This window comes from Alteromonas lipotrueae (genome assembly GCF_019249215.1).
In the GTDB taxonomy this organism is placed as follows: domain Bacteria; phylum Pseudomonadota; class Gammaproteobacteria; order Enterobacterales; family Alteromonadaceae; genus Alteromonas; species Alteromonas lipotrueae.
In genome coordinates this window covers 39,829-64,517 of the sequence record NZ_JAESDI010000018.1, presented here as the reverse complement: position 1 = coordinate 64,517, position 24,689 = coordinate 39,829, and the positions used below count along the sequence as shown (strand labels likewise).

Below are 24,689 nucleotides of genomic sequence, written 5' to 3'. Positions count from 1 at the left end.
ACCATCAGGATGCGTGTTGTGATAATAAACGTCAACGATTATTCATCCACGCAAATATTCACGTGAAAGCTAGCGCTTTGGGTGGCATACTACCCTAACTGTTGTATCGGAGATTATTTTTATGGGCGGTATTGGAATCTGGCAGTTACTTATTATCTTAGTAATTGTAGTTTTACTTTTTGGCACTAAACGTTTGAAAGGGATTGGCACCGATTTAGGTGGCGCAATCAAAGGCTTTAAAAAAGCAGTAACTGAAAACGAACAAGATGCCGATTTCGAGCAGAAGAAGCAGGTAGAAGATACAGACACCGCTAATACCGCTGACACTGTTTCAACGAAAACGCAGAGCGACGTTAAAGAAAAATCCTGATGTTTGACATTGGCTTTTGGGAGCTATTGGTAATTGGTGTGATGGCCTTGTTGATACTGGGTCCAGAACGTTTGCCAGGTGCCATGCGGTCCACCATTAACACTATTCGAAGTGTGCGAAATACAGCAACTGGCTTTAAGCAAGAAGTTGAGCATCAGCTGCGCGTGCACGAATTACACGAAAACCTGAAGAAAGCTGAGCAGCAAGGCTTGAAAGATCTCTCGCCAGAGCTTGAACAAAGTGTTGATGAGCTTAAAAAAGCGGCTGAGTCGGTTCAGGAACCATATAAAAAACAGTAAATGTCTGACGCAAACAATTTAATATCTCATTTAATTGAGCTTCGTAGCCGCATTCTAAAAGCACTGTTAAGTGTGCTGGTGGTATTTTTGTGTTTGGCGTACTTTTCGCAAGACCTCTATCAATGGCTCGCGTTGCCGTTGCTTGATTCTATGCCAGAAAACGCTAGCATGATTGCCACCGATGTCGCCTCACCTTTTTTCGCACCGTTTAAACTTACGCTGGTGTTGTCATTCTTTATCGCTATTCCCTACGTACTTTATCAAGTGTGGGGATTTGTTGCGCCAGGCCTATATCGTAACGAGAAAAAGCTCGTTGCGCCGCTTTTACTCTCAAGTACTCTATTGTTCTATGCGGGCATGGCATTCGCCTACTTTGTGGTATTTCCAATCGCGTTTGCCTTTTTTAATAGTGTGGCCCCAGAAGGTGTTACGGTCAGTACCGACATCTCTAGTTATCTTAATTTTGTATTGAAACTCTTCTTTGCTTTTGGGGTCTCATTTGAAATTCCCATTGCCATTATCTTACTGTGCTGGACGGGGGTAACCGACGCAAAATCACTTAGAGCAAAACGCCCCTATGTGGTTGTTGGTGCGTTTGTGGTGGGCATGTTACTTACGCCGCCGGATATCATTTCTCAAACGCTTTTAGCTATCCCTATGTGGATATTGTTTGAAATAGGTGTTGTGGTAGGTAGCTTGTATGCGGGAAAAGGCCGCCGAGATAACGATGAAAAAACGGGCACTGAAATCGAATAACAATTAATTAAAACAAAGGATTTACCATGAAAAAACGTACATTATTACTGCTAATAAGTGTACTTCCTTTCAGTGCGTTTTTAGCACAGGCAGAAACCGTAGGCGAAGCGCTAGCCAAATGTAGCGAAACCAAAAATAGTCTTCAACGTTTAGTATGCTACGACCGCGTTGAAAAACAAGTCAATCGCCTCTCAGGTGCGCAGGCAGGTCTGCCGGTTACAATGCCTAGCCACACACCAACCGTTGCCGCTGAACGTCGCCGCGAAGCACCGGTAAGCCAAACCCCAGCGCCTAAAGACGAACAGTTTGGTTTAGAGCACAAAGTAAAAACGGAAACCTTGGCCGACACATTTGCAGGTAAGGTAACTAAGATTAAGAAAACTGCACGTGGGAAGTTTATTTTAACCTTCGATAACGGCTCGGTTTGGCAGCAAACTACAGATACCACGTTGAAAGTAAAAGAAGGTGAAACCGTGCTAATTGAGCGTGGATTATTAGGCGCTTTCTATTTGAAAAAAGAAGGGCTTAACAAACGCATGAAAGTAAAACGTGTAAAATAATATGCCTTGGTTTGACGCTGGCGTTAATCTATTAGATCGCAGATTTAATCCTCAAGAGATTATTTCAAATGCCGTGGACGCCGGTGTTTCCAGGCTGTGTATTATTACCACTCATCCCAACGAGTGGGATGCAGCAGCTGCACTTCATCACCAGTTTCCGCAGATTTGTAGTTATACCTTAGGCATACACCCCCATAATGCTAAAGATGTCGTTGATAGTGATTACGAGCGATTAAGAAGCATGGCAAAAGAGCCTGGCGTAGTGGCGGTGGGCGAGTGTGGCTTAGATTTTAATCGCAACTTTTCTCCCCAAGATGTTCAAATAAGTGTGTTTGAAGCCCAATTATCGTTGGCGGTAGAATTGAACTTGCCTGTGTATCTTCACGAACGAGATGCGTTTGAACAACAAGTGTCCTGCCTTCAAAAAGTGCTGCCGTCTCTTAGCGGTGGTATCGCACACTGTTTTACAGGCGATACCACCCAGTTAGGTGCCTATTTAGATATGGGGTTGTACATCGGTATTACTGGTTGGGCATGTGATGAAAAGCGCGGAGAGGTTCTTCGTAACGCAATTCCAACCATTCCCTTAAACCGTATCGTTGTAGAAACTGATGCCCCTTACTTATTCCCGAAAACTCTTCGGCCTAGAAAGCGCAACAATGAGCCTGCGCTATTGCCTCATATTGGTGAACAAATTAGCAAACTAATACAGGTTGCCCCTGATAAATTACGAGATTGCAGTTATGCTAATACTTGTCGTTTATTTTGTATCAGTGATTAATGGTAATGCACATATATCGTCAAAAAGTTCGCAATTACGATCTTTACCTCTTCGTTATTACCGTTGTTGCGGTGTCAATTTTTGCGTTCATTGCACTAAGTGTAGTACCAGAGCGAACCACAAATAGCCGAGTTTCTCAGTTAGCCTTTGTTAGCGATCCCGAGAACCAGTTAACCTTCGAAACAGTGCTCGATAAACCCCGAGAACTGTGGACGCCAGCGGTGTCGCCAATAAATTTAGGAATGAGCAGTGATGTACATTGGTTCTCCTTTGTTGTCACTCCCAACGAATCTCAAGCGCTACGTTACCTTTTCGAGATTGACTACGCCTTGCTAGATAGTGTTGACGTTGCGGTTTATCCGCCGTTAGCAAGTTCGCCTGTTGTACGTTACCAGGCCGGAGACAACCTAGCATTTAATGTACGCCCCATCGCGAATAACACGCCACTTTTTTCCTTACCTTTAAGTGCTAAACCGCAAACCGTAGTAGTTCGCGTCAAATCTAGCGGCACTATTCGCATGCCTATTGTGGTGTGGGAAGAAAAAGAATTTATAGAATACGCAGCAAGCCAAAATATAGCACTGGGGCTGTTTTTTGGTTTTTTATGTGCCATGGCCATCAGTAATATCTTTTTATTTTTTACTACCAAAAATCGCTCGTTTTTATTCTATACCGGCTATGCACTGAGCTTAGGCTTAACCTTGGCTTCATTGCAGGGGTTGGGCTATGCCTATTTATGGCCTGAGCAGGCGTGGTTGCAGGGCAAGGCGGTACTCATTTTTGGTAATGCGACGATTTTATTTGCCGTACTGTTCTCCCGGCATTTACTGCCTATTGCCGAATTTAGCGCAGTAGTAGATAAAATATCTAAGGTAGCGGCGTGGGCATTTGCAGGCTGTATTTTCACGAGTGCGATACTGCCTTACCCCTTTGCCATAAAACTTTATTTAGTCATGTTGTCGATAATCGTGTTTGTGGCAATGTTCACAGGTGGCTGGTTATCATTTAAAGGCGTGCCTATTGCCCGATACTTCTCTGTGGCGTGGCTATTTTTATTGTTTAGCGGCTTTGTCGTTAGCCTAGATAGCGTGAATATAATAAATTTAGGCATTTCTACGAGTTATTTACTCATAATTGCAGGTACCGTTGAAACGGTGATTTTAGCCCTTATCTTGGCAATTAATTATAGTCACAGGTACGACGAACTTATTACCACGCAACAATTTGCCCTTGAACAAGAGCAGCAGGCGAGTAAGGCAAAAGAAGACCTGCTAGAAGTGCAGAAACGTTATCAAGATGACTTGGAATACAAAGTAGAAGAGCGAACGTTAGAACTTGAGATTACCTTACGTGAGCTGTCTGAAGTAAACCAAGAGCTAGAGCGGCTAACGGCAATCGACCCACTTACCGGAATTAATAATCGTCGTCACTTTGATAAAAAGTTAAAATCAGAAGGCAGACGAAGTCGCCGAGAGCAAACTCCTTTGTCTATTGCAGTCATCGATATTGACCACTTTAAACGTATTAATGATAAATACGGACATGCTGGTGGAGATGCCTGTCTTATTCATATAACGGGCATTATTCAAAGTATGTTGCTTCGTTTATCCGATGATTTATGTCGAATAGGCGGGGAGGAATTTGCACTTATTCTTCCGAATACCGACAGCCAAGGTGCCTACCATGTGGTAGAGGCCATTCGCGAGCGCATCGAAAAATCTCCTATCATGTTTGATGGAGAAGCAATACAACTAACCATAAGTGCAGGGCTGGCTACCAGTGTTATCACGGATGAAGATCATGCTGCAGCGTTGCTTCGGTTGGCCGATGAGCAGCTTTATGCTGCGAAAGAATCAGGACGAAACAAAGTACTCTTTAAACCGATTTCAGGATAATTTATGAATGCTTCATTCCCCGCTCGTCGCATGCGACGCCTTCGTGCAAAAGATGCACTGCGAGATCTAGTTGCCGAGCAACGTCTTACTACTAACGACCTTATTTACCCTGTATTCGTTCTTCCTGGCACAGGTCAGCGTGAAGAAGTGCCTTCAATGCCTGGGGTAGAGCGCCTGTCTATCGATCTGTTATTAGAGGAAACGGCAAAATGGGTAGCCCTTGGTATACGTACACTAGCCCTGTTTCCTGTTACCCCCATGTCACTTAAAACCGAGTGCGCCAAAGAAGCGTTCAATCCAGATGGCCTTGCACAAACGGCTATGCGTGCAATAAAAGCAGAGTTTCCAGATGTGATGTTAATGTCTGACATCGCGTTAGATCCCTTTACGTCTCACGGGCAAGATGGCTTGGTGGATGAGACCGGTTATGTGATGAATGATGTCACCATTGACGTGTTGGTAAAACAAGCGCTCTCACATGCAGAAGCAGGCGCAGACATTGTTGCACCTTCTGACATGATGGATGGGCGCATTGGGGTTATTCGTGATGCACTTGAGCGCGAGGGGTTTATTAACACCTGCATTATGGCGTATTCAGCAAAGTATGCATCTGCTTATTATGGGCCATTTCGAGACGCTGTTGGCTCTTCAGCGAACATAAAAGGCGGTAATAAGAAAACCTATCAGATGGACCCTGCAAACAGCGATGAAGCCATACACGAAATTGCGTTAGACGTACAAGAAGGTGCTGATATGGTAATGGTTAAGCCTGGTATGCCTTATTTAGACATTGTGCGCCGTTGTAAAGACGAGCTAAAGGTGCCTACCTTTGCGTATCAAGTCAGTGGCGAATATGCCATGCATCAAGCGGCATTTGCGAATGGTTGGTTAAACGAAGAGGCAGTAATACTAGAGTCTTTACTGGCTTTCAAACGCGCTGGAGCAGACGGCATTCTTACTTACTTTGCTCCGAAAGCGGCTGCGCTTCTCGCTGGCGACTAGAGCCGTGAATAGAAAATCAAAGAAACAATAAATAGGCTAAAAACAAAAATGGGATGCAACCTTAGGTTACATCCCATTTTTTTGTTCTTTGCAATTTTCAGCACTGACTATTTACAGATAAGTTCCCAGCCTGCTTTGTGCTGTAACCAGCTTTCATTGGCTAGCTCAGCGTTAATCAGCGGGTGTGCTTTCAGCCAGCCCTCAGGGAAGGTCACTTCCCATTTATCACCGTCGCAGACTAAATCTACATGGGGAATATGCTTGTTTTGTCGTCGCAAACACAGCACCACAGAAATACGTAATAGCCTAAGTAAACCCAATAACATAGGTTGAGAGTCATCATGGTAATTACTAAAAGCATCAGCTGGAATAGTTAATCTATGATGGGCAACAAGGTCTCGAATAGCCGCCCGCTGCAGGCGTGTGAAGCCAGGCAAATCTATAAAAGACAGAATATAAGCGCCGTGCTCATGATGCTTTTTGTATTCTATATGCAAGCCCGTTTCATGGAGTAACGCAGCTGCACCTAAAATAGCTTCGGTATCAAGATGACAGATGTTTTGCTGTGCGCATAACTGTGTACATAGCTGTGTTGATACACTTTTTACTGAATTCGCTTGGGCTTTATCGATATGGTATCGAGCCATGGTCTGGTTAAGTGTTTGGTCGCGGCGGTCATTTTCCTGCATGTTATCTAACATGCCGTAAATAAGCCCTTCGCGCAGCGCACCACCAGAAATATTCATATTTTGAATGGCTAACGCTTCAAATAAGCTAATTAAAATGGCTAAGCCAGAAGGAAAAATGGCCTTGCGATTTTCTTCTAAACCTTCAATGTTAAGCTGGTTAATTTCACCACATTCAACACATTGTTTTTCTAGGTGATGAAGGTAATCAAGTCGTATTGAATCGCTAATGCCCTGCGCCACCAATATTTCAGTGATGGCCTGCGGTGTACCCGAGGCACCTAAGCAATTTTCCCAATCAAAACAAAGAAAAGCGTCCGCTACAGGGGAAAGTAATGCCTTCGCGGCTTTTTTAGCACTTTCGAAGTTTTCAGCGGTGATCTTACCGCCATCAAAATAGCGTTCCATAAAGGTCACACACCCCATATCCAAGCTCTTTAAGTGGATGGGTTGCATGTCGTTGCCAATAACAATTTCAGTACTGGCACCGCCTATATCTATCACTAAGCTATTACCTTGATTTGCCGAGGTATAGGCTACGCCAAGATAAATCTGGCGTGCTTCTTCCTCGCCGCTTATCACGTTGAGTTTATGCTTGAGAATTTGCTCGGCTTTCCCAATAAACACTTGGGCATTAGTCGCAAGACGTAAGGTAGCGGTAGCCACTACCTTAATATTTGAGGGGGGAATATCTTGTAACCGTTCGGAAAAGGTTTGCAGGCATTGCCAACCACGCTCCATGCTCATTTCATCTAGTGCAAAGTCGTCATTCAACCCTGCCGCTAAACGTACTTTCTGTTTCACCTTGCCAATGATCTGAACGCTACCATTAACGACATGAACAATGACCATGTGAAAGCTATTAGAGCCTAAGTCTACTGCGGCGTAATATTCGCCATAGCTTTCAGAGTCGTGCTGAAGTTCTGCCTGCATATTGTCTCGAATGTTAGTTACTGTTTCCGCGATTAGACGGTTTACCTCTATTTCCACCGCTGTTACCACGACCTTTACCATTGCCACGTCGAGACGAGTTTCTCGTGTTTGGTGTGCGTCTGCGTCTTGGTTTAGGCGCATTTACATCATCAAGCAAGGCACTCGCATCGTAATCGGTAACAGGAATAGCATGCTGAATATATTTTTCAATATCTGGCAAGTTCAATGCGTATTTTTCACAGGCGAAACTGATGGCGATACCGCTTTGACCCGCACGACCGGTTCGGCCAATTCGGTGAACATAGTCTTCTGCATCGTCAGGTAAATCATAGTTAAACACATGAGTGACCGAATCAATATGTAAGCCACGTGCGGCAACATCCGTGGCCACTAAAATGTCTAGCTTACCTTTGGTAAAGTCTTCTAAAATACCCAAGCGCTTTTTCTGTGGTACGTCACCGCTCAACAAGCCAACACGATGACCGTCGGCAGTAAGCCAGTCGGTTACGCGCTCACAGCTGTATTTGGTGTTAGCAAACACAATGGCTTTATCTGGCCACTCTTCTTCAAATAGCGTAAGAAGCAGCAACATTTTATCATCATCAGAGGGGTAGAACAGCTCTTGCGATACCCGTGTTGCTGTCGTTTGCTCTGGTGCCACTTGAACGTGAGTTGGGTTGTTCATGTGCTCGTAAGCGAGTTCTTGAACGCGATAACTAAGTGTAGCTGAAAACAGCATACTTAGGCGTTCAGTTGCAGGCGGTAAGCGTCGGAACAAAAAGCGGATATCTTTAATAAAGCCTAAATCGAACATACGATCGGCCTCATCAAGTACGGCAACTTGAATGTTATTCAAGGTAAACACGTTCTGTTTGTAATAATCCAGAATGCGTCCTGTCGTACCAATAATGATATCTACCCCTTCTTCAAGGGTTTCACGTTGACTTTGGTAACCTTCGCCCCCATAAATCAATCCAAGCGACAAACCGGTATGCTCACTGAGCAATTTGGCATCGTTGAAAATCTGGACGGCTAACTCTCTGGTTGGCGCCATTATGATGGCTCTAGGGCCTTTTGATTTGCTGTTCTCGTCATTATCTGCTTTGCTTAGCAAATAATGAAAAGTAGCAACCAAGAAGGCAATAGTTTTACCTGTACCCGTTTGAGCTTGTCCGGCAATATCTAAGCCTTCCAGTAATGGAGGCAGAGATAACGCCTGTATTGGTGTACAATTATTGAAATTTGCCGCCGTTAAGGCGTCAACAACCTTGCTATTAATCGGCAGGTCGGAAAAATGAGTATCAGTTAAGTGAGTAGGCATAGCTTATAGCTTATCAGTGCTTGCATTAAAAACGGTTTCTATATAACACTTATGGTAGAGCTGAAACAAATCAGCGACCGACCAAAAATGGAGAAAAGAATGAGCGACAAAATTATCCAGTTATCTGACGATAAATTCGAAGCAGATGTTATCAATGCTGAAGGTCCTGTACTGGTTGACTTTTGGGCCGAATGGTGTGGCCCCTGTAAAATGATCGCGCCAATCTTAGAAGAAGTTGCGAACGAGTTTGAAGGCAAGTTAACAGTTGGCAAGTTGAATGTCGATGAAAATAACGAAACTCCACCTAAATATGGTATTCGTGGCATTCCTACATTACTACTTTTCAAAAACGGCAACGTAGCGGCAACCAAAGTAGGCGCGTTATCTAAAACGCAACTTGCTGAGTTCTTAAACGAAAACCTTTAGTAAAATAGTAATTCAGAAAAAACCGGTGGCTTAGCTGCCGGTTTTTTATTTACACATGATAAATAAGCAGTTACAACGCCTGCAACAGTGTGAATACAAGTTATTTAACAATTGACGAGTAAAACGCTGGACGTTGATTAATTTTAGTGCTAACTTTTCCTTAGCGCTCACCCGAGCAGCATTCTGCTTAGCCTCTATTCAGGCATAATCAAATCAAAAATTAGAACAGAGTGACTACCAGTCCTGTAAGCAAACCCCAAGCACAAAGACCCACCAGTATGAATTTAACAGAATTAAAGAACAAACCGATTAGCGAATTAGTCGCCATGTCCGAAGAAATGGGCCTGGAAAACATGGCTCGCGCTAGAAAACAAGACATCATATTCTCGATACTGAAATCGCATGCGAAAGGCGGCGAAGATATTTTCGGTGACGGGGTTCTGGAAATTTTACAGGACGGTTTTGGTTTCTTGCGGTCAGCAGACTCTTCGTATTTAGCAGGGCCTGATGATATTTACGTATCACCAAGCCAAATTCGTCGATTTAACTTGCGAACGGGCGATACCATTTCTGGTAAAATACGCCCGCCTAAAGACAGTGAGCGATATTTTGCCCTGTTAAAAATTCGCGAAGTAAACTTCGACAAGCCTGAAAACTCCCGTAATAAAATCCTCTTCGAAAACCTTACTCCTCTACATGCTGCATCTCGCATGCGCATGGAACGTGGTAATGGTTCAACAGAAGATATTACGGCGCGTGTATTAGACCTAGCCTCACCAATTGGTAAAGGGCAACGTGGTCTTATCGTTGCACCACCTAAAGCCGGTAAAACCCTTTTACTTCAGAACATCGCGCAATCTATTGCAGCGAATCACCCTGAAGCTGAATTGATGGTATTGCTTATCGACGAACGTCCAGAAGAAGTAACAGAAATGCATCGCCTTGTACAAGGTGAAGTGGTTGCTTCAACGTTCGATGAACCTGCAAGCCGTCACGTTCAGGTAGCTGAAATGGTTATCGAAAAAGCGAAGCGCTTAGTTGAGCACAAGAAAGATGTCGTTATCTTACTTGATTCAATTACTCGTTTAGCACGTGCTTACAACACGGTAATCCCATCATCAGGTAAAGTACTTACCGGTGGTGTTGATGCCAATGCACTACATAAGCCTAAGCGCTTCTTTGGTGCTGCTCGAAACGTTGAAGAAGGCGGTAGTTTAACGATTATCGCTACAGCGCTTATCGATACTGGCTCTAAAATGGATGAAGTTATCTATGAAGAGTTTAAAGGTACCGGTAACATGGAATTACACTTAAATCGTAAGATTGCTGAAAAGCGTGTTTTCCCAGCTATTGACTTCAATCGTTCAGGTACTCGTCGCGAAGAGCTATTAACGTCGCAAGAAGAACTACAGAAAATGTGGATCTTACGTAAAATTGTGCACGAGATGTCAGAGATTGATGCCATAGAGTTCCTTATCAATAAGCTCGCTATGACTAAGACTAACGATGAGTTCTTCAACGCCATGAAGCGTCAAAAGAGCTAACCCGTTTTTATAGAAAAAGCGCCTAAGGGCGCTTTTTTTGTGCCCGAATCTTACTTCCCACTTAATAGAAACAATTCTTATTAGACTTCTGTCTAATGTTCACTGGCCATTGAATAGGTTACTTTCAGAAGTCACACCGCAATTGGTACTCGTATTTTTTAGCTACCAGATAGTTTATTCTGGCGTTTTACTCTACAACGGAATAGATGTTATGTATCGAAAGTTAATCTCTCTCGCTATGGCAAGCTGTGCCACTTTTGCCTTTGCACAAGTCGATGTTGACGCATTGGCCACGGAAGTAGAAGCAGACGTTATTGAATGGCGCCACCACTTTCACGAATTCCCAGAACTGTCTAATCGTGAATTTAACACCGCGAAATACGTAGCAAACTACCTTACATCGCTTGGCCTGGAAGTTGAAACCGGCGTAGCTAGCACAGGTGTAGTTGCGATACTCGATAGCGGCAAACCCGGCCCTGTTGTCGCGCTGCGAGCTGATATGGACGGTTTACCGGTTAAAGAGCAGGGTGATTTATCCTACCGCTCTACGCAAATGGGCGAATATAACGGCCAAGACGTGCCAGTTATGCATGCTTGTGGACACGATACTCACATGGCCATGCTAATGGGGGCGGCAAAAATACTGACTAATATTAAAGGTGAACTTAAAGGTAAAGTGAAGTTCATCTTTCAACCTGCTGAAGAAGGTGCACCTTCTGGTGAGACGGGTGGTGCTGAAGTCATGGTAAAAGAAGGGGTACTTAAAAACCCTGATGTCGATGTTATTTTCGGGTTACATATTAGTTCAAACACCGATGTAGGCACAGTGCGCTACAACTCTGGCGGCACCATGGCTGCGGTAGACCCGTTCAAAATTGTTATTCACGGTAAGCAAGCCCATGGCGCGTACCCGTGGAAAAGTGTCGACCCAGTGGTCACTGCGGCGCAAATGATCATGTCTATTCAAACCATTGTTAGTCGTGAACTTAAGCTCATTGATGATGCTGCAGTGGTTTCTATCGGTTCAATTCATGGCGGAAACCGTTCAAACATTATTCCCAACGAAGTCGAAATGGTAGGCACCATTCGCACGTTAAATAAAGCAGCACGTGAACATATTTACGAATCGCTTCCGCGTAAAGTGAACGCTATCGCTGAGAGTATGGGTGCTCAAGCAGAACTAACGCTTCCTTTAGATTACTACTATCCCATTACCTATAACGACCCCGAACTTACGCAAGCCATGGTGCCAACCATGCAACGTACTGCAGGGGCTGAAAATGCCATCGTGTCTAAACCTGTCACGGGAGCGGAAGATTTTTCTTTTTTCCAAGAGGAAGTGCCAGGCTTGTATGTTTGGGTTGGTGGGAAGCCGCTGGATGTTTCCGAGCAAGATAGCCCTGCTCACCATACCCCTGAGTTTTATGTAGACGATTCGGGTATGAAACTAGGTGTGAAATTACTGACTAACTTTACGTTAGATTACATGGCGCAACATTAATCATGGTGATGCCAGAGGGGGGCGTTGTTGTACGATAAACATCAGTGGTCGTTAACTCTGGTATTACACCTGTTACTTGTAGTGGTTGTGGGTATTGCTTTAAACGCAGTGCCTGCGCCATTTGATAGCAGCGGTATCGCTGTTTTCGGGGTTGGGGTTGGCGTATATGCCGCACTTCGGTTCCCTCCTGTAATCGCAATACCGATTGCGTTAGTTATCTGCGTTCCTTTATGGCTAACTCACGGCAGTATTGTGGGTAAAGAAAGCCTGTCTTTACTCCCAATCGTAGTAAGCTTATTCGGGTACAAAAAATCCCTGAGCCGAGTAATTAAAGTAGGCGCTGGCTTTTGGTCGCTTATTTTCCTACCCATATTATTGTTAGAACATGCGCTTTACGAAGCCGACCAGCCAACAATGATGTTTTCGGGGGTGCTTGTCACCTGGGTAAGCGGTGTGTTTGGGCTTATCTCTGGGCACTTTGTGTTTCTAGCGAATAAAGGGCTTAAACACACCAAGACGGGGTCGCAAGAAAAAGTCTCACTGCATTTTCTGTTCAGTTATTTCTTTTCAGGTTGTTTTTTTGCAGCCTCCATGGCGGTGGTGTATTTATCTGTCGCGCTATATCAAGATGATCAAGAAGCACAAATCATTCGGTACATGCAACAACGTGTTGCGGTATTAGAGCAACAATTATCCGATTTTATAGGGCAACATCAAAAAGCGATCGCTGTTGCTTCGCAATCACTATCTACGCCCTATGCAATTGAAAAGTTAGAAGAGGCTAGCAGCAATCAGCTTTCAGTTTTAGCTGCGCATTACCCTGAATTCATCACTTTTTTAGTGGCCGATGAAAGTGGAAATATAACCCACTCCTACCCACCTGGACTATTGAACAAAGCACAGGCAGTCGGTGCTGGCAATGTGGCTTACCGACCTTATTTTTCTCAGGCAATGGAAACGGGCGGGCCGTATCTTTCTAATGTTTTCCAAGGGCAAGGGTTTGGAAACGATGCCATTGTTGCCATGTCCTCGCCTATTCTAAATGACAATGGCGCACCTATTGGTATTGTAGAAGGCTCATTATCCCTTCGAAGCTTCTCGACAGTAGATGCACTTAATCTTGATGGTTTTTCGCTTTTACTCGAAGATGCTAAAGGTGAGGTTATTTACGCGTCAGACGCGTTAGGCTTAAAGCCACTGAACAAGGCGCCTGCGTATTCATGCGATGGTGAGTGCGATATCAAAATTGAAGATGGGCCGCTTAACAAGCAATGGTTGAGGCTGGAAGGTCAGCTGCCTACCGCAGATTGGCAGGTTAGCTATTACTACGATTATCGACGTTTTTTGTCGGCAATGAGCGAGTATTTGTTGATTGACTTATTATTGCTCCTCGCCTTGTCAGTGTTTGGTACGTTCATGGGCTCTGTGGTGGCACGAATGATTGAGTCTCCCATTCGCAGGCTAATACGCTATATAGCCAATTTTACGCCTTCAGAAGTACGTAGAGAGGCAACGTTAGCGGGGAGTACGTTGCACATACAAGAACTTGCTTCTCTTAATGATGAGTTTAGTAGCTTAGAAGGGCGCTTATTTGATGCTTTTAAAGCCCTTGAATTCGCCCGCGCCAAAGAACAAGCGCTAAATGTTGAACTCGCTGAGTTTAACCATAGTTTAGAAAATAAGATTGAAGAGAAAACGCGACACTTGGCCACGGCGCTTGAAGAAGCAAAAGCGGCGAGCGTGGCTAAAACCCAATTTTTAGCCAATATGAGCCATGAAATTCGTACCCCAATGAATGGCATTATTGGATCGTGCGAATTAATGATGGAGTTACCCTTACCTGACGGGGCACGCCATAGAACGGAAACGATATCGACTTCTGCCAGCCACCTTTTAATGATCCTCGACAGCATCTTAGATTGGTCAAAAATTGAGTCAGGTAAAATGCTACTGGATAAGCGAAGTGTTTCCGTTGCACAAACCATCGATGCGTGCAGTGTGCTGTACGAGCGAAGTGCAAGCAAGAAAGGCATTTCGATTGACGTGAGTATTGATGAAAATGTTCCACAAGTGGTGATTACCGATGGAGGCAAGCTTAGCCAAATCATTAATAACTTGGTAAGCAATGCGATTAAGTTTACCCATCAAGGCACCATTTTGGTTGAAGCCAATTATAGCTACACCCAAGGCGAGCTCTATTGTTCGGTTACAGATTCAGGCATTGGCATACCACCAGAAAAGATTGATAGCATATTCGATCAGTTTGAACAGGCTGATGCCTCTATAACCCGTGATTATGGGGGGACTGGATTGGGGTTGGCCATTACGAAAGGGCTTGTAGAGCTCCTTGGTGGCAGTATTACAGTTGAAAGTACTGAAGGCACAGGAACCACTTTTTATTTTAGTTTTCCGTGTGAAAAAGGCGAAACGCAAGAAGCTACATCCAATGTAAAAGCGCATTCTTTACCAAGCACACTACGAGTATTACTTGCTGAAGATAACGATGTAAACGCTGATATTGTCATGGATATGCTTGGCTCTGTTGGCGTTAAACGCATCAGGGCTAAAAATGGTATTGAAGCGATAGAGGCTGCGAAACGTCATACGTTTGATGTTATTTTAATGGATTACCAAATGCCTGTAATGGACGGCCTTACTGCATCGAAACAGATTCGTCAGCATGCGCTGAACAAAGATAGCGTGATCATTATTGCATTAACGGCAAATGCTTATGCCGATGATAAGGCGGCGTGTATAGCCGCCGGTATGAATGCACATTTAAGCAAGCCGATTAGAAAACAGGTGTTAATCGACAGTATTGCCCGTGAACTTGCTCGCGTTTGACGCTACTTTTCCTCTATTGTTAACAGGTTTATTGCCTACCATATACAATACAATGTAGCCCAAGGTTGCCGATACAATTGAGCCGGCCAAAATACCCACTCGCTCGTCGAAAATCTGATTAATACCTGTTTCTTCAAAGGCTAAACCACCAATAAACAAGCTCATGGTAAAGCCCACGCCACACAGCAGGGCACAACCGTAAATATGTTTTAAGTTGAGGTCATCAGGCAAGGTTGCCAGCTTGAGCTTAATCATTAAATAGCAAAAGCCGAATACCCCAACTTGCTTGCCTATCACTAGGCCCAAAAATATGCCAAAAGTAACGGGGTGAAAAATGCCCTCTGGGCTTATATTACCGAAGCTTATCCCTGCATTAGCGAAAGCAAAGAGGGGTAAAATGGCAAAACTCACTGTGCTATTTAAGCTACGTTCTAAGCGGGTTACCGGCGAGTAGGTTTCATCCTTACTGTCACGCATGGGTATAAAGGCCGCCAAAATAACACCGGCTAGCGTGGCATGTACTCCAGATTTGAGCATCGCCACCCATAAGATAATGCCTACCATCATATAAGCAGGAATATCCACTACATTGCGTCTGTTCATGTGCCATAACAGCAGTAAGCAAGCCGCTGCCACCAACAGCGCACCCATAGTGATGTGGTTGGTATAGAAAAGCGCAATAATCACAATAGCGCCAATATCGTCAATAATGGCCAAGGTGACTAAAAAAATCTTAAGGCTAGTGGGCACACGGCTTCCTAATAACGCCAAAATACCCAATGCAAAGGCAATATCGGTTGCCGCTGGAATCGCCCACCCGGCAATTGCTACAGGGTTGTCCCAGTTAATTCCAACGTAAATTAAGGCCGGTAATAGCATGCCGCCTATGGCACCGGTGGCAGGTAAAACAATATCTTTGGGGTTTGATAGTTCACCTTCACATATTTCACGTTTGAGCTCCAACCCAACATGAAAGAAGAAAACGGCCATAAAGCCATCGTTAATCCATAAAAGTAAGGGCTTATCAATCGCCCACGTGCCTGCTGAAATTTGCACCGGTAGGCTAATTAATTGGTCGTATAGGTGATCAAGAGGAGAGTTAGCAATGATAAGCGCCAGAACAGTAGCAATCATCAGTAAAATGCCAGGCGCGGCTTCTCTATTAAGAAAATCTGATACTACGTCCTGCACTTCTTCAATAACTTCATCAATTACGCCTGTTTGATGCTCTTTCGACATTATTGATACCTCCGTTTACCTTAGCCAAATAAAGGCTTACAACCAGTCGAGAAAAAAGAGGTAGTCGTAAAGATTACCAAGTGGCACTGGAAGTATTAACCATTTGTAATTATATAAGTGTTTTACGAAAATGAGGGCTCGGCTAGATCACTTACGGCTAATATGTGGGATTTGTTGGCGATTTAGGCTACAATCGCGGGCTTTTCCGGTTATCCAATTTACCTATCTCAGAGGATTTCTAGATGGCGAAAGTCGCAATAGTTATGGGCTCAACCTCAGACTGGCCTACCATGCAACAAGCAGCGAAAATGCTGAAGTCGTTTGGTGTTGAATTCGACGCAAAAGTGGTATCAGCACACAGAACGCCAAACTTGTTGGTTGAATTTGCAGAAGGTGCAGCAGATGAAGGCTTTAGTGCCATTATTGCTGGCGCTGGTGGTGCAGCACACTTACCGGGTATGATTGCTGCGCACACGCACTTGCCAGTATTTGGTTGTCCGGTAAAATCTAAAGCATTAAGCGGTCTTGATTCCCTGTTATCAATTGTACAAATGCCTAAGGGCGTAGCGGTTGGCACATTAGCCATCGGCGAAGCAGGTGCAGCCAATGCGGGTCTGCTAGCGGCTCAAGTGGTGGCTTTGCAAGATAAGAATGTGCGCGATGCAGTCATTGCCTTTCGAAAGCAACAAACCGAGACGGTATTGGCTTCAAGCAATACCTTGGAGCTTGACGAATGAGAGTAGTCGTTTACGGTGCAGGCCAATTGGCGCAAATGATGTATTTGGCGGGCAGTCCGCTCGGCATTGACGTGCAGGCTGTCGACGTAAACAACGATACTGTCGTGCACCCAGTAAGTAAAACCCCCCTTGATACCACCTTAGATCAAGCCTTAGAAGGTGCTGATGCACTCACGGTAGAATTTGAACATGTGCCAGAGCGCTTGCTTGAAGAAGCGACCAAAACGGGCAAGTTAATGCCCAGTATTGAAAGCATTTTGGTTGGCGCTGATAGAGTGCGAGAAAAAGCATTACTTGAGGGCATGAAAGTCGCTAACAGTGCGCACCGTATTGTTACTCACTTAGATCAGCTTGATGAATGTGTTGAAGCATTGGGCGAGAAGCTGATTCTAAAATCCAGTCGTGATGGTTATGATGGCTATGGGCAATGGCGATTAGCCAATAAAGATGAGCTGCCTGAACTTAAACGGGCTTTAGCCACCTTAAATTTAGAAAAAGTACCTCTTGTGGTAGAGAAGATGGTGGCCTTTGAACGTGAGCTTTCATTAATTGGCGTGCGCAACAAGCAAGGCGATGTGCGCACTTACCCGCTCGCTGAAAATTTACATTATCAAGGCCAACTACATGTGTCGGTTGCCCCTGCTACTCATGTTAATGAAGCGCTTCAGGCCAAAGCTCACGATATTTTTGTGAAACTGGCTGAAGGTATGGACTATGTCGGCGTGTTAGCGGTTGAATTGTTTCAATGTGGTGATGAACTCTTGGTTAATGAACTTGCGCCAAGAGTTCACAATTCTGGCCATTGGAGTCAATCAGGTGCAGTAACCAGTCAATTTGAAAATCACCTTCGTGCAATTTGTGGCTTACCTTTGGGTGACACATCGGCTATTGGGCTAAGCGCAATGATAAATATTATTGGCTGCAGTAGTTTTTCAAGAGAGCTATTGAGTATTGATGGCAGTCATTTACATTGGTATGGAAAATCGGTGCGTGAAAAACGCAAGATGGGTCATATCAATGTTACCACTGACAGCTACCAAAAATTGGGCGAAAAATTACACGATTTGAGCCAATATTTGCCGTTAGAGTACTTTCCGAAACTGATTGGCGAGGCAAAACGTTTAAAAGGTTGACAACCTTTTAATTGTGGCTATTATACGCATCCGCTGTTAACCCAGTGGGTGTGAAAAGTGTGCCGACTTAGCTCAGTTGGTAGAGCAACTGACTTGTAATCAGTAGGTCGCCAGTTCGATTCCGGCAGTCGGCACCATTCTTTCACATCGCGTTTTTATCTAGTCCTTTCTAGGTTAACTTCCTCGCTATAGCTTTCCCTTTCGGGATACATTTTCAGAATCTCTATATTTTCTTCTTTATTGAATAAACCTACCGTACACTATTGGCCAACTTTTTATTTTGGAAGCGGCGGTATGACACCCAATACTCATTCACTATCCTTTAAGTTACTTTCAGTGTTTATGTTTGCACTGACGGCGTGCAGTGTTCAAGCTACGCACCCTGTTTCTGTTAGTGACGGCTTCGCCCGCGCTACATTTCCAATGGCACAATCTGCCGCCCTTTACTTTACGCTGCGTAATAAAAGCGAAACACCGGTTAAATTAACAGGTGTAAACGTAAGCAATGATATTGCCAGCGACGCGCAAATTCATACCACCGAAATGAATAATGACATGATGCGTATGCGAGAAGTAAAAGAGGGAATAGTCATTGCGCCAAGTGAATCGCTTTCCTTTGCGCCGGGCGGGTATCACGTGATGTTGTTGGGGTTAGAAAAAGGGCTAGTTGAAGGCAATAGTGTGTCACTTACCCTGTCTTTTGACGCTGCCCCAGATTACACCGTAGATTTACCGATTATAGGAATGGATAAAGAAGCGAGCCATCAGCATCATCATTGAAGTGAATCGACAAAGTAGATGTGCACAATCGCTATAATTATAATCCAAATCAATATTCTTAGAGTATCATTAAGGTAACATTTGAATGGTATTTTCAATTCTAAATTAGTGAATTAGTTGCTAACCCAAGGAGAGACATATGAGCAAGATTGATATCGGCATTTCAGAAGAAGATCGTAATGCAGTGGCTGAAGGCCTTAAAAAACTATTAGCAGATTCTTACACGCTTTACCTACAAACCCATAACTTCCATTGGAATGTAGAAGGTCCACAATTTAGACAACTACACCTGATGTTTGAAGAACAATACACAGAGCTTGCAGAGGCAGTTGATGAAATTGCTGAACGTATTCGCACACTAGGTGTTTCAGCGCCAGGTACCTACAAGTCATTCGCTGAATTAAGCGCAATTGATGAAGTGGAAGGCGTACCTGAAGCATCAGAAATGGTGGCATTACTTACCCATGGTCACGAGCAAGTGGTTAAAACATCGCGTGATTCACTTAAGTTAGCGCAAGACGCAGATGACGAGTCTTCTGCTGCACTGATTGGTGATCGTATGCGCGTTCACGAAAAGTCTGCTTGGATGCTTCGCGCAATGTTGGCAAAATAAGCCGAAATACTCTTTACGGCGGATAAATTATGACACGCACTATGATAAACGTGCTGTCTGTTTGTACATTAACGCTGGCTGGGGCAACTCAGCCAGCGTTTTCGCAACAAGCAGACGCTAAAACACAGACAAATAAAAATCTAGTGGTTACTGAATTAGCACAAGGGTTAGTTCACCCTTGGGGGATGACCTTCCTACCTAATGGCGACATGCTGATTACCGAGCGCGAGGGCGGCATCAGACGCCTCAGCCAATCGGGTGAACTATCGCCGCGCTTATCAAATGTGCCTGAGGTTGAAGCGAACAATCAGGGGGGGATGTTAGACATTGCCATCGATCCCGAGTTTGAAACTAACAATTCGGTATACTTTTGTTTCAGCCAACCTGGTGAAGGTGGAAGCAGCAGTAGCGTTGCCAAAGCAACGCTTAGCGGCAACGCGCTAGCAAATGTTGAAACTATCTTTAGTGCCGCTCCACTTATTGATAACGGCTTTCATTTTGGTTGTCGCTTAGCGTTTGATGCCAACAAGCAGCTTTTTATCACCTTGGGCGACCGTTATAAATATATGAAGGAAGCGCAAAATACCGATAACCATTTCGGTACCATTGTGCGTGTTAACCGCGATGGCAGCGTGCCTAGTGATAACCCTTTTATTGACGGGAAAGCCCCTGAAATTTATAGCTTCGGCCACCGAAATGTTCAAGGTATTACCATTCACCCAGAAACCGGGGATGTATGGGCCATGGAACATGGGCCAAAAGGCGGTGATGAAGTTAATGTGTTGTCAAAAGGTGCTAACTACGGTTGGCCTGTCATTACCTATGGTATTGATTACAGCGGTGACATTATCAGTGACAAAACCCATATGGACGGTATGGAACAACCAATACTTTACTGGGACCCCTCTATCGCACCAAGCGGTATGGCGTTCTACCAAGGTGATTTGTTTCCAGAGTGGAACGGAGATTTGTTGGTAGGCTCGTTAAAGTTCACGCATTTACGACGAATCGAGATGGATGGCGGTAAGCCTGGTGAGCAACATGAATATGTGCGTGATAACCAAGCCCGTATTCGTGATGTAGAAGTTGGGCCTAACGGTGCTATCTATCTGCTAACCGATGCTACCAACGGCAAAGTGTTAAAACTCACCCCCGCCAAGTAAACGGTCAGTGCAGCGCTATTTCTAGTGTGTAGATTAAAAGCGAGGCACTGCGGTAAAAACTTAAAAAGCCAGCGCACTGGGTGCGTCTGGTTTTTATTTTTTTGCACCCATTAAGTTTTTAGCAATTGTTAAGCCCTAAGGCTGACTTTACCTATTAAGATGTCCTTAAACATCACCCAGTCGCCCAACAAGCTATAGAGCGGGTGGCGAAAAGTCGCAGGTTTATTTTTTTCATAAAAGAAATGTCCCACCCAAGCAAAGCCATAGCCAACTACCGGAATCAGCCACAATAATGCTAAGTTACCTGTAACTATGCTACTGGCGATGACACCTAACACTAACCACGAACCAATAAAGTGTAATTTTCTACAAGTTAAATTGGCATGTTCCGCAAGGTAATAAGGATAGAACTCGCTAAAAGATTGAAATTGATTGTGAACGTTTGACTCGGTAGCCATGGCGTAGCCCTCCAGTGAGTGTCGTTACGCGTAAGTTAACAACAAATTAACACGTCAACCTAGGTAAGTATGTCGCGAATACGACATTGTTGCCGATTTTTTGTAGCGGTTGTTTTTTGCTATCAGTTACCCCATATTCATTGTCAGAAAATAAATGTTTAAAAGGCCCACTTTATGGACAATCTTGTTGCGAACAATGCGGCAACTATCGTTGATATTACTGTTGAGAATTTTCAGCAAGTTATCTTAGAAGCATCACAAGAAAAGCTGGTGCTTATTGATTTTTGGGCAGACTGGTGCGAACCATGTAAAGATCTACTGCCTATCTTAGAAAAGATTGCAGGGGAGTATGCCGAGCACCTTATTCTTGCCAAAGTGGATTGTGAAACGCAGCAAGAAGTTGCAGGTCAATTTGGTATTCGTAGCTTGCCTACTGTGATGGTGGTGCAAAATGGTCAACCTGTAGATGGCTTTGCGGGTGTTCAACCAGAAGCGCAAATTCGTGAAATGCTAGCTAAATATCTGCCCAACCCTGAAGACGATTTTCTTGCCGCGGCAGGACAAGCTATTCAACGGGGCGACTATGTAGAAGGCTTATCGAATGCGAAACAAGTTTTAGAGATGAGCCCTGACAACATCAATGCCAAGTACATGGTGATTGATTGCTACATTGAGACAGGGTCGATAACACAGGCTAAAGCCTTGTTGGACGAGATTAAGTTAGTCGATCAGGATGCGCGTTATAATACCCTTAACGGTAAAATAGAACTTGCTGAACAGGCCGCCGATACACCTGAAATTCGCCAATTACAGGCGTCGGTAGCAGCCAATCCTGATGACTTACAACTTAAAGTGGATTTGGCCGTGCAATTACACCAAGCCAATAAATCTGAAGAAGCGTTATCCTTGTTGCTTACCGTACTGAAAAAAGAGCTTGGTTTTGGAGATGCACGTAAAATTATGCTGGATATGATTAATGCATTAACCGACGGCGATGCGCTGAAATCTGAATATAGACGCAAGGTCTACAGCTTGCTTTATTAGCATTGAAAGTAAGGGCCATGATGTGCCCTTACTTTTTAGTTATAGGTGAAAAGCCTTCTTTGTCTAGCCAATTAAGCGCTGCAAAGTAATGTTGAAAGTAGTTCCTTTCATAGCCTAGAAGATTAAAATCTCTTTCTTTAGCAGGGTGGGTATATTCTAACTGCGCGCGCTTTACCATACCTGTGTCTAATACATAGGCAGAGCGTCGTAGCCCTTTAGTAATGCTATATTTTATAGCGTCAATGACGACTTGTTGTGTATCTGGTGTAGACAATACCCATCTGCGGCCATCTAGAAGTGCTCCCCATGGTTTATCATCGAATCTAACTACTAAATCATGTATTTCTTCAGTAAAGGCTTCTGCGGTTTTAAAATTCCACGCACCCGTTGCAAACACTTCCAATACATTCCCAGAGATATCTAACGTATAATTTCCATATTTGGGAAAACGCATGAATTTGTTTCCGTGTGATTAAGTGCAATACTCTACGTATAGCAGATGATAGAATTTTTGCACTATTTAGCGTTTTAAAAATGAAAAATTTCAGTAGGTTGAATATAAAATATTCGAATAACCATCAGGTTAGCAAAATGGGATGTGTGTGCGAGTGTTTATCCCTATTGAGTCATTTCTATGCTTAAGTGATTACCTTAGGCGCTGCTAGCTGCTACCAAGCTTTATGGAAGTTTACGCGGTTTGTGTAAATGAATTTAAATAAAACAACGGGGTTTTAAATGGATTGGCTTTGGCCCGCGCTAGCAATAGTGCTTATTGTAGAGGGCATTGGCCCTTTGTTATTTCCTACGCGCTGGCGCTTGTATTTATTACAAATAAGTCAAATGCCAACCAATCAACTACGTCAAACCGGCGGTGTTTTAGTTGTGATAGGCGTGGTTTGTCTTTTTTACTTGTCACAATAAGTTTAAATTTATTACTAAAAATTGGTCTAATATACAGTTGGTTAGCAAGGATTAGACTGATAAAGACTATGAATCTTCAATAACTGGCGTATTTTTGCGCATAAAACAGATGATAAAGGGTATGAATTTTTGGTAGAATCCCCGCCTAATTTTCTTACACAATATGATTCATGGCAAAGAACGTTGTGGTACTCGGCACTCAATGGGGTGACGAGGGTAAAGGCAAAGTAGTAGATCTACTTACTGATCGAGCAAAATATGTGGTTCGCTATCAAGGCGGTCACAATGCAGGTCATACTCTAGTAATCGACGGTGAAAAAACCGTTCTTCACTTAATTCCATCAGGCATTCTGCGTGACAACGTTACCTGCATTATTGGTAACGGCGTAGTACTTAGCCCTGATGCACTCATGACGGAAATGACGATGCTTGAAAAGCGTGGTGTTCCGGTACGTGAGCGTTTGAAAATCAGTGAAGCATGCCCCCTTATTCTTCCTTATCACATTGCTTTAGATGTAGCGCGCGAAAAAGCCCGTGGCGCTAAAGCTATTGGTACTACTGGTCGCGGTATTGGACCAGCGTACGAAGATAAAGTGGCTCGCCGTGGTTTACGCGTGGGCGATTTGTTCAATGCAGAAGATTTTGCAGCTAAGCTCAAAGAAGTACTTGATGTACACAACTTCACATTGACTAAATACTATGGTGAAGAAGCAGTCGATTTCGATGAAACCTTAAAAGGTGCCATGGCCGTTGCTGACATTCTTAAAGCAATGGTTGTTGATGTAACCGACGAACTAGATAAAGCCCATAAAGCGGGTCTGCCAATCATGTTCGAAGGTGCGCAAGGTACATTGCTTGATATCGATCACGGTACGTATCCTTATGTAACGTCTTCTAATACCACTGTTGGCGGCGTAGCCACTGGCGCTGGTTTTGGGCCGTTAAAGTTAGATTATGTATTGGGTATTGTTAAGGCGTACACAACTCGTGTAGGTTCTGGCCCATTCCCTACCGAGCTCGATTGCGAAGTGGGTAATCATTTAGGCGTTAAAGGCCACGAGTTTGGTGCAACTACAGGTCGTAAGCGCCGTACTGGTTGGTTTGATGCTGTAGCAATGAAGCGTGCAGTTCAAATTAACTCGATTACCGGTTTCTGCTTAACCAAATTAGATGTGCTTGACGGCTTAGAGTCACTACAAATTTGTATCGGTTATAAAGATGCAGACGGTAACGTGAAAGATGTTCCTCCTATGGCGGCTGACGGTTACGATAAAGTCACCCCAGTGTATGAAGAAATGCCAGGCTGGAGCGACAACACGTACGGTGTAACGACGTTTGAAGGCTTACCACAAGCTGCGAAAAGCTACATTCAGCGCCTAGAGCACCTTACCGGTGTTCCAGTAGATATCGTTTCTACTGGCCCTGATCGTAACGAGACGATTGTTTTACGCAACCCATACGACGCGTAAACTAGCCCCGTCTAGTTAGGCCATTTAAAAGCCCGGTACTTATTTTTAAGTACCGGGCTTTTTCGTGTAGGCAGTCAACTGATATTCAGGTAATAATTAAACATTAATTAACAAAATAATTGGGTTGTGGTTTATTGCCCTCATTACTATAAAATGAATATTGGCTTATTCGGTTGTGCCTGAACCTGAATTTAAAACCCAGCAGGTCAACAGT

24 protein-coding genes and 1 tRNA gene are annotated in these 24,689 nt (G+C 44.0%); 20 read left to right on the top strand and 5 right to left on the bottom strand.

Features of this window, described 5'->3' with window-relative positions; all coding sequences use genetic code 11:
- The first annotated feature begins 121 nt into the window (after nucleotides 1-121).
- From tatA to hemB, 7 genes are read left to right on the top strand one after another with little or no spacing between them, the layout of a single operon-like run.
- Nucleotides 122-370, top strand: coding sequence for a Sec-independent protein translocase subunit TatA (gene tatA / locus JKP82_RS18380; RefSeq protein ID WP_159528388.1), 249 nt, complete (start codon nucleotides 122-124; stop codon nucleotides 368-370).
- Entirely contained in the window at nucleotides 370-669 is a 300-nt protein-coding gene (gene tatB, locus JKP82_RS18375) for a Sec-independent protein translocase protein TatB (protein ID WP_013785614.1), read from the top strand. Before tatA ends, tatB begins: the two co-directional genes overlap by 1 nt.
- On the top strand, nucleotides 670-1,425 hold the full coding sequence (gene tatC, locus JKP82_RS18370) for a twin-arginine translocase subunit TatC (RefSeq protein WP_159528390.1): 756 nt from the start codon (nucleotides 670-672) through the stop codon (nucleotides 1,423-1,425).
- 26 nt (nucleotides 1,426-1,451) lie between these two features.
- Nucleotides 1,452-1,985, top strand: coding sequence for a hypothetical protein (locus tag JKP82_RS18365; RefSeq protein ID WP_218398186.1), 534 nt, complete (start codon nucleotides 1,452-1,454; stop codon nucleotides 1,983-1,985).
- A 1-nt stretch (nucleotide 1,986) separates the two neighbouring features.
- On the top strand, nucleotides 1,987-2,766 hold the full coding sequence (locus JKP82_RS18360; RefSeq protein ID WP_218398184.1) for a TatD family hydrolase: 780 nt from the start codon (nucleotides 1,987-1,989) through the stop codon (nucleotides 2,764-2,766).
- Nucleotides 2,767-2,771: 5 nt separating this feature from the next.
- Entirely contained in the window at nucleotides 2,772-4,661 is a 1,890-nt protein-coding gene (locus tag JKP82_RS18355) for a sensor domain-containing diguanylate cyclase (protein ID WP_232370557.1), read from the top strand.
- Between the two features lie 3 nt (nucleotides 4,662-4,664).
- Complete coding sequence (hemB, locus tag JKP82_RS18350; RefSeq protein WP_218398182.1) at nucleotides 4,665-5,663, top strand: porphobilinogen synthase; 999 nt, start codon at nucleotides 4,665-4,667, stop codon at nucleotides 5,661-5,663.
- Nucleotides 5,664-5,770: 107 nt separating this feature from the next.
- On the opposite strand, the gene JKP82_RS18345 is transcribed toward hemB, so the two are convergent.
- Together JKP82_RS18345 and rhlB are read right to left on the bottom strand one after the other, a co-directional pair.
- The gene (locus JKP82_RS18345; protein WP_159534339.1) at nucleotides 5,771-7,282 is read right to left on the bottom strand and encodes a Ppx/GppA phosphatase family protein; all 1,512 of its coding nucleotides are present in this window, start codon (nucleotides 7,280-7,282) and stop codon (nucleotides 5,771-5,773) included.
- Nucleotides 7,283-7,295: 13 nt separating this feature from the next.
- A complete protein-coding gene (gene rhlB / locus JKP82_RS18340; RefSeq protein ID WP_218398180.1) occupies nucleotides 7,296-8,603 on the bottom strand; it encodes an ATP-dependent RNA helicase RhlB in 1,308 nt (435 codons plus the stop codon).
- Nucleotides 8,604-8,702: 99 nt separating this feature from the next.
- Between rhlB and trxA (JKP82_RS18335) the strand changes: the two genes are divergently transcribed.
- The 4 genes from trxA (JKP82_RS18335) (at nucleotide 8,703) to JKP82_RS18320 (ending at nucleotide 14,918) form a co-directional block, all read left to right on the top strand.
- Entirely contained in the window at nucleotides 8,703-9,029 is a 327-nt protein-coding gene (gene trxA, locus JKP82_RS18335) for a thioredoxin TrxA (protein ID WP_013785606.1), read from the top strand.
- A 278-nt stretch (nucleotides 9,030-9,307) separates the two neighbouring features.
- Entirely contained in the window at nucleotides 9,308-10,573 is a 1,266-nt protein-coding gene (rho, locus tag JKP82_RS18330; RefSeq protein ID WP_057794263.1) for a transcription termination factor Rho, read from the top strand.
- Between the two features lie 211 nt (nucleotides 10,574-10,784).
- Nucleotides 10,785-12,074 (top strand): amidohydrolase, encoded by a 1,290-nt coding sequence (locus JKP82_RS18325; RefSeq protein ID WP_218398178.1) that lies wholly within the window; start codon nucleotides 10,785-10,787, stop codon nucleotides 12,072-12,074.
- A gap of 27 nt (nucleotides 12,075-12,101) precedes the next feature.
- A complete protein-coding gene (locus JKP82_RS18320) occupies nucleotides 12,102-14,918 on the top strand; it encodes an ATP-binding protein (RefSeq protein ID WP_218398176.1) in 2,817 nt (938 codons plus the stop codon).
- Here the strand turns inward: JKP82_RS18320 and nhaA are convergent.
- Nucleotides 14,880-16,157, bottom strand: a complete 1,278-nt coding sequence (gene nhaA / locus JKP82_RS18315) for a Na+/H+ antiporter NhaA (protein ID WP_159528411.1) — start codon at nucleotides 16,155-16,157, stop codon at nucleotides 14,880-14,882. The two genes, JKP82_RS18320 and nhaA, sit on opposite strands and share 39 nt — an antisense overlap.
- 242 nt (nucleotides 16,158-16,399) lie before the next feature.
- On the opposite strand from nhaA, the gene purE reads away from it, so the two are divergent.
- The 6 genes from purE (at nucleotide 16,400) to JKP82_RS18285 (ending at nucleotide 20,583) form a co-directional block, all read left to right on the top strand.
- A complete protein-coding gene (purE, locus tag JKP82_RS18310) occupies nucleotides 16,400-16,894 on the top strand; it encodes a 5-(carboxyamino)imidazole ribonucleotide mutase (protein WP_159528413.1) in 495 nt (164 codons plus the stop codon).
- The gene (locus tag JKP82_RS18305; RefSeq protein ID WP_218398174.1) at nucleotides 16,891-18,027 is read left to right on the top strand and encodes a 5-(carboxyamino)imidazole ribonucleotide synthase; all 1,137 of its coding nucleotides are present in this window, start codon (nucleotides 16,891-16,893) and stop codon (nucleotides 18,025-18,027) included. Before purE ends, JKP82_RS18305 begins: the two co-directional genes overlap by 4 nt.
- A 61-nt stretch (nucleotides 18,028-18,088) precedes the next feature.
- A tRNA-Thr gene (locus tag JKP82_RS18300) sits at nucleotides 18,089-18,164 on the top strand.
- 157 nt (nucleotides 18,165-18,321) lie between these two features.
- Nucleotides 18,322-18,807: a copper chaperone PCu(A)C gene (locus JKP82_RS18295; RefSeq protein WP_159528417.1), complete on the top strand. Its 486-nt coding sequence runs from the start codon at nucleotides 18,322-18,324 to the stop codon at nucleotides 18,805-18,807.
- Nucleotides 18,808-18,946: 139 nt separating this feature from the next.
- Nucleotides 18,947-19,420 (top strand): Dps family protein, encoded by a 474-nt coding sequence (locus tag JKP82_RS18290; protein ID WP_013785598.1) that lies wholly within the window; start codon nucleotides 18,947-18,949, stop codon nucleotides 19,418-19,420.
- Between the two features lie 29 nt (nucleotides 19,421-19,449).
- A complete protein-coding gene (locus JKP82_RS18285) occupies nucleotides 19,450-20,583 on the top strand; it encodes a PQQ-dependent sugar dehydrogenase (protein ID WP_159528419.1) in 1,134 nt (377 codons plus the stop codon).
- Nucleotides 20,584-20,711: 128 nt separating this feature from the next.
- On the opposite strand, the gene JKP82_RS18280 is transcribed toward JKP82_RS18285, so the two are convergent.
- On the bottom strand, nucleotides 20,712-21,041 hold the full coding sequence (locus JKP82_RS18280) for an Mpo1-like protein (RefSeq protein WP_159528421.1): 330 nt from the start codon (nucleotides 21,039-21,041) through the stop codon (nucleotides 20,712-20,714).
- A gap of 174 nt (nucleotides 21,042-21,215) precedes the next feature.
- On the opposite strand from JKP82_RS18280, the gene trxA (JKP82_RS18275) reads away from it, so the two are divergent.
- Nucleotides 21,216-22,085, top strand: a complete 870-nt coding sequence (gene trxA / locus JKP82_RS18275; RefSeq protein WP_159528423.1) for a thioredoxin — start codon at nucleotides 21,216-21,218, stop codon at nucleotides 22,083-22,085.
- A gap of 28 nt (nucleotides 22,086-22,113) precedes the next feature.
- On the opposite strand, the gene JKP82_RS18270 is transcribed toward trxA (JKP82_RS18275), so the two are convergent.
- The gene (locus JKP82_RS18270; protein ID WP_159528425.1) at nucleotides 22,114-22,539 is read right to left on the bottom strand and encodes a hypothetical protein; all 426 of its coding nucleotides are present in this window, start codon (nucleotides 22,537-22,539) and stop codon (nucleotides 22,114-22,116) included.
- Between the two features lie 281 nt (nucleotides 22,540-22,820).
- Between JKP82_RS18270 and JKP82_RS18265 the strand changes: the two genes are divergently transcribed.
- Nucleotides 22,821-23,006, top strand: coding sequence for a DUF2065 domain-containing protein (locus JKP82_RS18265; protein ID WP_159528427.1), 186 nt, complete (start codon nucleotides 22,821-22,823; stop codon nucleotides 23,004-23,006).
- Nucleotides 23,007-23,176: 170 nt separating this feature from the next.
- Nucleotides 23,177-24,475 (top strand): adenylosuccinate synthase, encoded by a 1,299-nt coding sequence (locus JKP82_RS18260; RefSeq protein WP_218398171.1) that lies wholly within the window; start codon nucleotides 23,177-23,179, stop codon nucleotides 24,473-24,475.
- The last annotated feature ends 214 nt before the right edge of the window (nucleotides 24,476-24,689 follow it).